This window comes from Candidatus Villigracilis sp. (genome assembly GCF_057083605.1).
In genome coordinates this window covers 1-8,996 of record NZ_JBXMTI010000083.1, presented here as the reverse complement: position 1 = coordinate 8,996, position 8,996 = coordinate 1, and the positions used below count along the sequence as shown (strand labels likewise).

Annotated in this window: 10 protein-coding genes; 8 read left to right on the top strand and 2 right to left on the bottom strand. The window is 45.0% G+C overall.

Going from position 1 to position 8,996, the window contains the following annotated elements; genetic code table 11:
* On the bottom strand, positions 1-702 hold a 702-nt coding region (locus tag AC14M5_RS12830), incomplete at its 3' end, for a hypothetical protein (RefSeq protein WP_484030066.1).
* A gap of 219 nt (positions 703-921) precedes the next feature.
* Here AC14M5_RS12830 and AC14M5_RS12825 point away from each other — a divergent pair.
* The 7 genes from AC14M5_RS12825 (at position 922) to AC14M5_RS12795 (ending at position 6,439) form a co-directional block, all read left to right on the top strand.
* Positions 922-1,314, top strand: coding sequence for a hypothetical protein (locus tag AC14M5_RS12825; RefSeq protein WP_484030065.1), 393 nt, complete (start codon positions 922-924; stop codon positions 1,312-1,314).
* 158 nt (positions 1,315-1,472) lie between these two features.
* Complete coding sequence (locus tag AC14M5_RS12820; RefSeq protein ID WP_484030064.1) at positions 1,473-2,201, top strand: recombinase family protein; 729 nt, start codon at positions 1,473-1,475, stop codon at positions 2,199-2,201.
* 234 nt (positions 2,202-2,435) lie between these two features.
* A complete protein-coding gene (locus AC14M5_RS12815; RefSeq protein WP_484030063.1) occupies positions 2,436-3,257 on the top strand; it encodes a hypothetical protein in 822 nt (273 codons plus the stop codon).
* A 94-nt stretch (positions 3,258-3,351) separates the two neighbouring features.
* Entirely contained in the window at positions 3,352-3,999 is a 648-nt protein-coding gene (locus tag AC14M5_RS12810; RefSeq protein WP_484030062.1) for a hypothetical protein, read from the top strand.
* 469 nt (positions 4,000-4,468) lie between these two features.
* Entirely contained in the window at positions 4,469-4,903 is a 435-nt protein-coding gene (locus AC14M5_RS12805; RefSeq protein WP_484030061.1) for a hypothetical protein, read from the top strand.
* 324 nt (positions 4,904-5,227) lie between these two features.
* On the top strand, positions 5,228-5,641 hold the full coding sequence (locus AC14M5_RS12800; protein WP_484030060.1) for a single-stranded DNA-binding protein: 414 nt from the start codon (positions 5,228-5,230) through the stop codon (positions 5,639-5,641).
* A gap of 30 nt (positions 5,642-5,671) precedes the next feature.
* Positions 5,672-6,439, top strand: coding sequence for a hypothetical protein (locus tag AC14M5_RS12795; protein WP_484030059.1), 768 nt, complete (start codon positions 5,672-5,674; stop codon positions 6,437-6,439).
* 84 nt (positions 6,440-6,523) lie between these two features.
* On the opposite strand, the gene AC14M5_RS12790 is transcribed toward AC14M5_RS12795, so the two are convergent.
* On the bottom strand, positions 6,524-7,540 hold the full coding sequence (locus tag AC14M5_RS12790; protein WP_484030058.1) for a hypothetical protein: 1,017 nt from the start codon (positions 7,538-7,540) through the stop codon (positions 6,524-6,526).
* A gap of 348 nt (positions 7,541-7,888) precedes the next feature.
* Here AC14M5_RS12790 and AC14M5_RS12785 point away from each other — a divergent pair, with 348 nt between their 5' ends.
* Positions 7,889-8,908, top strand: a complete 1,020-nt coding sequence (locus AC14M5_RS12785) for a hypothetical protein (RefSeq protein WP_484030057.1) — start codon at positions 7,889-7,891, stop codon at positions 8,906-8,908.
* Positions 8,909-8,996 lie beyond the last annotated feature (88 nt).

Genomic DNA, 8,996 nt, shown 5'->3' with positions numbered 1-8,996 from the left:
GATCGGGTTTTGGATGCTTACTTCTACTCCAGAGAACAATTCGTCCATGGAGTATATTTCTGCAATGTCTTCTATATCTCCAATCGAAAAGAATGTTGCATTAAACTCGTTCGGTAAGATTATTTCTTTAGTTGGGTCATCCAGAATTTTGTCATTCGTAATTGCATAATGTGTATTGTAGATTCGGAATTCCTGTTGAAGTCCGAATGTAGTAAGGTCTTTCTGGAGAATAGGGTTTCTGAATGCAAACCTATCTTTTTCGGTCAGATCATTAAAGTTGATATAATCTATTAATCCATAAGAAAAACCCGGCAAGCTACGGTTTATGCGATTAATAAATTCACCTGTGTTTCTAACGACCACACCATAATTTCCGAACTCTTTCAAATCATGGCTTTCTAACTGTATTTTTATAGAAGCAGTGCGTTTTCTGGATGGCACTTGGTACATACAATATATAGGAGTGAAACGGTTATCTCCATCCTCCAGCCCGAAACTGTAGGATCTGTTAAAAGTGCTCAATTGTATTCTTGTTTGTAACTTGCTTGCCACTAACTCCAGCTTGTCCCCTCTCTGCTTCTCCTCAATTTCTTTGAAAGAACCCCAGGATTTGCAGAATAGTTTTCCGTTAAGGAAGGTTAGAGCGTGTTCTCTTTCTTTTACGAACTTTATCAACGCTATAACGTAACTTGAATGTCTCATATCTCACCTCACCCTCGCCTGTCGAAGACCCCTAACAGGTACAAGACAGTCAGGTAGGTAACACAATGCACCGCTGTTCGTTGAGAGGGGAAGATAAACACTATGTACTTTGAATTTTACACCTGCCAGATGTGGAATTGTAGTTTGCTTTTTCAAGCCAGCAAAATGACCTTATCGGGACCTGATTGAACGGTTACAAAATCTCGCGAGACACTTGAGATGACCAAAACAAAAATAAGGGTAAAGAAAAAGCGCCAGCCAGATTGTAAGATTTTGCATCCGTACAGGATGGGTGGGGATAAATGCATCCTGATTGATGCTGCCTCGCGTCAGACCATCGAGCAACTTTTTTCTCTCCGGAACGCTGGTGCTCGCATTAGCGATCTGCTCGAGGTCGCGCGCGCATGCCTTCCCCTTCCCGATGGCGGCCGGTGGAACGACGAACGGATGAATATCTATCTTGGGGACCCCATCCACGCCGGCTACCATCTGAAGCGGGAGGGGGAGAAGTATGTTATGACCCACCTGAACTTCCCTGACCCGCCTATAAGTCTCGAGGACTGGCTGGAGTGCAATCCTCTGGTCCGTATGCGCCCAATCCGACTAGAATAGTGCCACTTTAAACACAATAATCTCTAAAATCCTCCCTTTGCTGGGGGATTTCTTCATTTAACTAATAGTTCGCGTCGGTTGAGGGACCACCCCCTTTTAACGGCATGTATGATCTAGAGTGATGTATACACGTCTTGATGAAATTAAAAGGAAACAATATGAAGTCTTTTCAACAAACACATTATAAATTCCAGGAATCAGAGATCAAGCATGGACAGCGGCTTGGCAATTTCCATCATACCCGTATACTAAGGCGTGCTATTCTTGCTCACTACAACAAAAGCGACTACAAAGATCTTCCGGCATACTTGCGAAACATGCCAATAGATGAGTTGATAGCAGAAGCAGGTGTTAGGCTTCACGGCATGGAGTTTGTTCCGGCCAGTGTATCGCTCAAAGGTGCAGTTGTGGCTTTGAGTGGACATCTTTTTGGTTCAACGCAGCAAAGGGTAGGAGACAAGACGAGAAAAAGAGTTTCCGAAGGAAAAGCACCATCAAAAGTTCCATATCCTTACGTGGATTCTGAGAAGGGCATCACGTTGGACAATCGCACACGCAAGCTGATCGCCGAATCGTTTGATTGCTTGAGCAGAGGATCAGGTTACACATTGATGGCCGAGTTCTTGAATCATAAGGGGTTTCCTACATCAACGGGGCGCGCATGGGATAAGGATACTGTAAGGACGTTCTTGCAAAATCCGATTCACGCCGGTTTTTATCAAAGCTTTGATCAAAAGAATAGACAGAAGAATACACGCGGCGATATATATTTATATCCAGCCAAATTTGCAGGATTCCCAGTTGTATCGCTCGAAAAATGGAAGCAATGCAATCCTGTAATGCTCAAACGAAGGATCACGGTCGTTGAAAAGGCTGAAGTGGAGTGAATTTATTGTGGGTTCGTTAAACTTGATCGAGCAAAAGGATTTCTGCCTCGCGCACATTATGAGACAAATAAAAAAGATGGGAATAATATACTTGGCGTACCCATCTGCTTCTCAACATACAAGTAACTGAAGAAAAAATCAGGTTTAGAAGGTTGCTCGCTAATTTAGTTGTTGTTGAGGTCGTATAATCGGGTCGCTGCTTCTCCCTCTTGTGTAATTGGAGGCTGTGATCGTATGAAAACTTCCCCTTATTTTCTGCTGGTCGCGAACGCAATCCTGGCAATTGGACTCACTGTTATATCATTTCAATACGTTCAGCCGAAAAATTGCTACAACTTCTGTGATCCCTCATACGTAATACCCTGTCCGAAGGGGTCATGTTATTTTGGAGATCAAAAAGCCGGTTGGCCTATCCCAGCTTTTATAGATGCTCCAGGTGGAGGTTCTCCGACAGGAGGCTGGGGGTTGCTGGGACCTGAAGATCCTCCGGGTCCAACGATTATTGTGGACGTCCTGTTCTACAGCATTCTGGTTTGGATTGCTTTGTACGTCATTCAAGCCTTCCGCCACGATGCATTTTCCCAGAAGCTGTTACTGAGGTCATTGGCATTAAATACTGTTCTGGGGCTTTTCTTATGGATCTTCTACTTTGTTTTCACATTCACGATGGGTTTCCAGGCGATTGGCCGTGGTTATCGAGTTTCGGTTGATGTGAAGACATCCACGGACGTAGACCTGCATTCTGCCATGACATTTGCGCCTACGGTCTCGATCCCTCTTGACGAAGTGATTGACTATTATGGAGAGCCAGATTATGCACGGTTTGCTTCCGATAGCACCACGGGAGTCAGGACCACTGGACTGTTCCTTTATTGGGATTCGGTCCCAATGTTCGTTGAACTGCCTCCCATTGCGGACACAACCTATCCCGTCGACAGAAAAACGGATATTGAAAGGCTCATTTTTTCCGATGACCAGGACGTTATCGCGGTGGCGGGGCAGTCGATCAGTGAAGAGAAAATGGTATGGACCGGATACAGTAATTATCAGCCCTGACCGTATCTCAAAATCAGGGGAACGATGAAAACTATGAACAGCTTACTTCTATACAGGAGCGAATGAAATAGATTTTGAAAGTGGAGAACGAAGCATGATCAGAACAATGGCTGTTTCGATATTCTTGCTCATAATCGTAGTCGCATGCGCTGCTCCCGAAACTCAAATCACTGTACTGGAATCACCGCAGCCGACCGAACTGCCCGCGATGGCAGATATCGGTGACGGCGGCTTGTTGTCAGGTCTGCCATGTGCAGCCCCTTGTGTATATGGAATTCAAATTGGAGAGACTCCGCTGGATCAGGTCATTCCCATGTTGGAGCAAAACGGTCTTTCTGAGTGTCAAAGAGAGGAGAGCGCCTCATGGATCAGCATCATTTGTGGCTATAGTGTGGTTGTGCAGGTGGATAGAGCAACCAGCGTCGTCAATGCGACAGGGTTTTTTCCGAGCGTTCCGATTTCTTTGGGAGAGATCATTGAAAAATACGGAGAGCCAGATTTTGTTTATTTGAGTGCGGAAGACTCACCCGATGGGTCCACCACCCACATAAGCCTGTCTTGGGATAAGCTTAGGATGACGGTCGAAATGCCTCAGATCGATAGCCATATATATGCCCTTGAAGGAACGACCACGGCTGAGATGGTGATTTTTTTGGATGATGCGCAATATATCGATTCCAACGAGATATCGTTCGGAGAGTATTACAAGCGGTGGAAAGGGTATGGCGTCTATCAGCCATGATCTCATCAGTTGACACCATCGCTCAGAGATAATATCCTTGTTGGAAATAATAATGCTTCGCAACTTGAAAGGTTTGTGAAGTATATAATCCCCAAAAAGATTTGCCGGACTGCAATAAATGCACAAGACAAGGTGAAGACCGCAGCGCGCCTCATCGGGGGACTTGTGAACATGCACACCACAGTTGAGAGCGAGTTTCTTGAAGTGAAGTCTACTCCGTGCAATCCTCTGGTCTGTAAGCGCCCGATACGTCTAGAATAGCCTGATTTTCCCCTGTGATCCCCCTTACCCCGGGGGTCTCTTCATTTAATAGCGTCTAATCGCGTCGGTCGAGATACCACCCCCTAAACAGCATGTAAGATCTTAGTGTCGAGAAACAAACGCGTCGGTCGGGGACCCACCCCCCAAAGACAGCATGTAAGATCTATTGTGACGTCTATGTTTTTGGTCTGAAAAGAGGATTTTGACAATGGAAAATCAAACGCCTCGCATTGCGGTGGCAATTAGGTACAAAAAGGCTTTTCGGGAGTGGTTGAAATCCATGCCCTGGGCGAACAATATTCCTGCCCACATGCTGATTTCGTCAGGACGCGTCATTATCGTGGACCTGCCGGTGGAAATGTTCGGTGATGAAGATTGGTTCGAGCAGTTTGTTCAAGACAACTTTCTCCTGTTCTTTCAGATGGAGCTGGAGATTTTCATTCCAGAAGATGTCTCTGAAGAAGAACTTGAGACGTATCAGCCAAAAGATATCAGTTACGAGGAATATCTTAGGTGGTTTGACGTTGAACGCTTCTTTTCGATTGGACGGCCCGATGATGTCTGCATTGAAATTGTTGATGTGGTATCCACGTTCAATGTTTTACCGGAAGATAGGAGGGCAGCCAACTATCTTCTGAACTGAACGACTGCGAATGTCGAAGTGGTCGGCGTTGTCCATAGTGAAAGGTTGATTTGTTCATGAATGTAGTGATTGGCACAGTAACCATTTCGTCGTTTTATAGGCCTTGTCCTCATTGTCTCAATGAACTGCGTGAGTTTCAGATAAAGGAGCAATTTCTGATCCCCAGCAAAGTAACGGTAGCCAGGTGTAAGGACTGTGGGCTTTCCTGTGAGCTGTCCGACGCCCAGATCCAGGCACTCCTAGACACATATCTTCGTGGCGATGGCAGCGCCCGCCTCAATTAGCCACGATACAAACATATTTCTCTGTGAGGTTTACTAAAGCATGTTTCATACCATCATCATAGTTGGCAATGTAGGGAAAGACCCAGTGAAGGGTAATACTCCATCTGGGCAAACCTACACAGCGTTTTCGGTAGCGACCCATAGGCAATATACAGCCGGAAACGGCGAGCAAGTAAAAGAGACCATTTGGTTTCGCATCACCACATGGGGCAAGCAGGCTGAAATCTGTAATCAGTACATTCGGAAAGGTGCAAAAGTCTTGATTGAAGGACGCCTCACGCCGGATAAAGCCACCGGTGGTCCGCGTATCTTCAACAAGCAGGATGGCTCTGTAGGAGCTGCCTTCGAGGTAACAGCCGGGACTGTACGCTTCCTGTCTTCGCGCGGCGATGGTGCGGACGGTCTGGGCATCGAGGGCATAGAGATTCCCGTCGTCGAAGAACCAATCAACTAATTCAGAAAATTTTCAAAGGAGAATAAGATAATGATTCCAACAAAGCCAGTAATGCCAATAACAGATTTCGAGCTGGACAAAGCGAAGGCTGGTGCCCACCTCATTGGTGGACTTGTAAATCTTCACACCACAGTTAGCACCGATATCCGCGAAGTGCGAGCAACCCCTCACTGCTTGGTGTATCCCACAAAGGGAAAAACTGAAAACCCTTGGGACATTCACAGAATTGGAGACGCCATCGAAATGATCATTAATGAGCTTTGCGATGAGAAAGCAGAGAAACATGACTGGCGAATCGTTTACGTGGGAACAGCCGGTGAATGCTTTGGCTTCACTGATCTGCTGGAAGCAGTTTTGGGCGTTAATGGTGATGCGACCAACGTGAGTGAAGACAGAATTGTCGCTGCGTCGAAAATTGCCGGCGATGCGATCGATGCCCGGTACACTCTTTTCAACCATGACATTAATGAATGGGGCGCGATGTACTGTTTGATGCTCAATTCAAACCATCATCCCGACGACATTGAGCGTGAGTCCAGTGGTCCGTGGAAGGTCGTTACCCTGGGCGAGGCTGTCGAAGAGAATATTACTAATTTGTGCGGTTTTCCCTTTACAACAGGCATCGACAGTAATTGGCATATTGTTTATGTGGGGACACAACTGGAATGCGAGAGAGCCGAGGATATATTTGAAAATTCTCTCGAGGAAATGCTCGGAAGATCGCGGGAGATGAGTGCGGAATTTGTGAGTTTTATCAAAGAAGCTGCCGAAGATAAACCGGATCAAAACCCAGCATAATCGGTTAGCGATAACTATCGCCTGTAAAAAAGCCAGGTATTCAACCTGGCTTTTTGCTTCTTGAATAGTTTGCTAGTGTGCTGACTAATGAACTGTTCCCCAGTCTATACTATTCCAGATTGCGATCTCTTGCATGGTTTTACCCATTTGTTCATATGCAACCGGTGGGGGAGGCATGGTTCTCATTCTGTATACACTTGCAGGATATTCGCTCTCCGGATCGTCGTCAATAACCACTACAACAATACCTGTATTGGGATCGTATAAGCTAAAGTGTCTCGGCAGGCTGGCCATCATGTCGGCGAACAAATCAGGAAGATCTTTCATTCCCACTTCTATCTGAGATAATTTGTTTTGGGGAATATAGGAGGCAGGCATCAGAATATCGTCTTTGCTAGCTCGAAACAATACAATCGCGCCACGGCCATGCTGTTTATAGGCAGCCCAGCCAAAGCTAGAGATCCCGAGCATATTTTTCTTAATGAAAGCCAGGTTGTGAGCATTGATATCTTCGCTCAGGTCCCCGTCTGTGGGAGTTTTGCTTTTTGGTATGCTTACCACGCGAGCCAGAAGTTCAGGTACACCCGGAACGGCATAGAGCTGCTTTCGAGTGGCTTCTATCCCTCCAAAGTGACCGGAAAGCATTTTTGCCAATTCATCTATGCTTTCAACGGTCGGTCTTGACGCGCACCACCACATAAGGCCGTTATCCTCTTGCCTTTCAAAACCATCTGCAAAAGTGAAGAGGTGAAGTGCAAGAGATAAGGGAAATACACCTACGGTCACAGTTCCCATGGATGTATTTTTCCTTTCCTTATATATATCTACCCATTTGCGAACATCGGGAAATCTGGTTGCCAGGGAATCCAGGATTTGGGCGCATTGGTGGTCGTCTGCGGAGAATACAATCCTATTAGGCAATAAGCTGATTTCGTTTATTGCGAATTGTTCAGGAAGGTGGTCGAAGGGGTCGAAAGCACCGTTGCATCTGAGATCAATAGCCTCTGTCTCTCCGGTATCTGAGATGTTCAATACAATAGGTGTATGCTCGCTAAAAGGTTTGAAGCAACGTGGACATTTGGAATCTGCTTGTTTGGGCATTGCTTTGGCTCCTGATTCTCTAGTATATGATCTTTTTTTCAAATTCACTGCAATTGCCACAAGTTTTTTTTGATTGTCACCATTTCATTTCCGTGTCTATAGACACGTTGGCGGCAGGTGCTATCACCTCTGATATCACCTGAAAACTTTGATCACAGCAGTGGTGCAATAAAGTGGGGTGGGGGAGAAACCATAGACAAAAGATCTCGATCAAATAATAACAACCCATATTTAGGTTGAAAAGGTGACATTTATAAAACGAATATGACAACTCCAATCTATAGGCTATTATGTGGTAATCTTCAATTAAGTCCCTAGTTGAGGCTACTAGGTACATGAAGGTTTCAAATGAGTGAAAAAGAATTTCTCAAAACCCTATTCAATTCACATTTGGTTGACCTTAACGATGTTAGACAGCAAGCTGTAAATGAGTTTATTTGCCCCATCTGTTCAGCCGAATATGCCGAAGAGGATGTAGGCAACGGCAACTTGACCAATGGTCATGTTTGGCCAGACTATATTCGAGAAAAGAGTAAGAGCAAAACTGCTTCACGTCAGCATGTTTTATTGTGCAAAAAATGCAACAGTACAGCAGGTAGTCGCGGTGACAAACATATGCAATTACGCGAACAAATAAAGGATGCAGATAAGGCTGGTCAACTTTATGATGAACGCCGAATACAAATAATTACCACTCCTGGCACATCGCCGATAAAGTTACGAGCGCGGGTTAATTATCGGAAAAGTGATGTTATTGATGGTAGAGTAACATTTCAGCTTGATAAGAGGACAGGCAAATGGCTTAGAAACGACCCTGAGGAGCAGGAAAGATTCTTAGCACTTACCCAAAATGACAAATTCGGCTTACTGATTGAGCCTCAACACGAACTCAAATCGGAGTTAGCTCCTGTGGGTTGGATAACTTCTGCCTATTTGTATGCTTTTTACACATTTGGCTATAGGTATATTCTTCACCCTAGTTTAGATATTGTTCGGGATTACATTCTAAAATCATTTGGCGACAAGACAAGTCCAGATCTGAAAACGCCAAATTCAGACAACTTCGGATTAACAGAGTGTAAGGAACACAACTTTGAGAATCCAGAAATTGGTTTAATAATTCCAATGGATAATAAAACGAGCATTCATTTGCAAATTAGTTTCCTTGATTATCATATCCGATTGCCATTTCACTTTGTTCCTTTTGTCCTCCAAGCCATGATCTTAAACGTACCAGCTATTGCAGATCAGCTCCCACAGCTACGAGGAACCGATATTAGGTTGTACAGCCCAATTATGTGCAACAGATCAGATAGACATGATTGTAAATGGGACTATGTTTTAGGTAAGCCAATTCCTACCACGTGAGTGCGCAGCCCAATACAGCGTGCACCGACTGGTGGGAATACATTGACACCAACCTCACTGTGGGAAATAAGCAATGGGTAGCTAACTA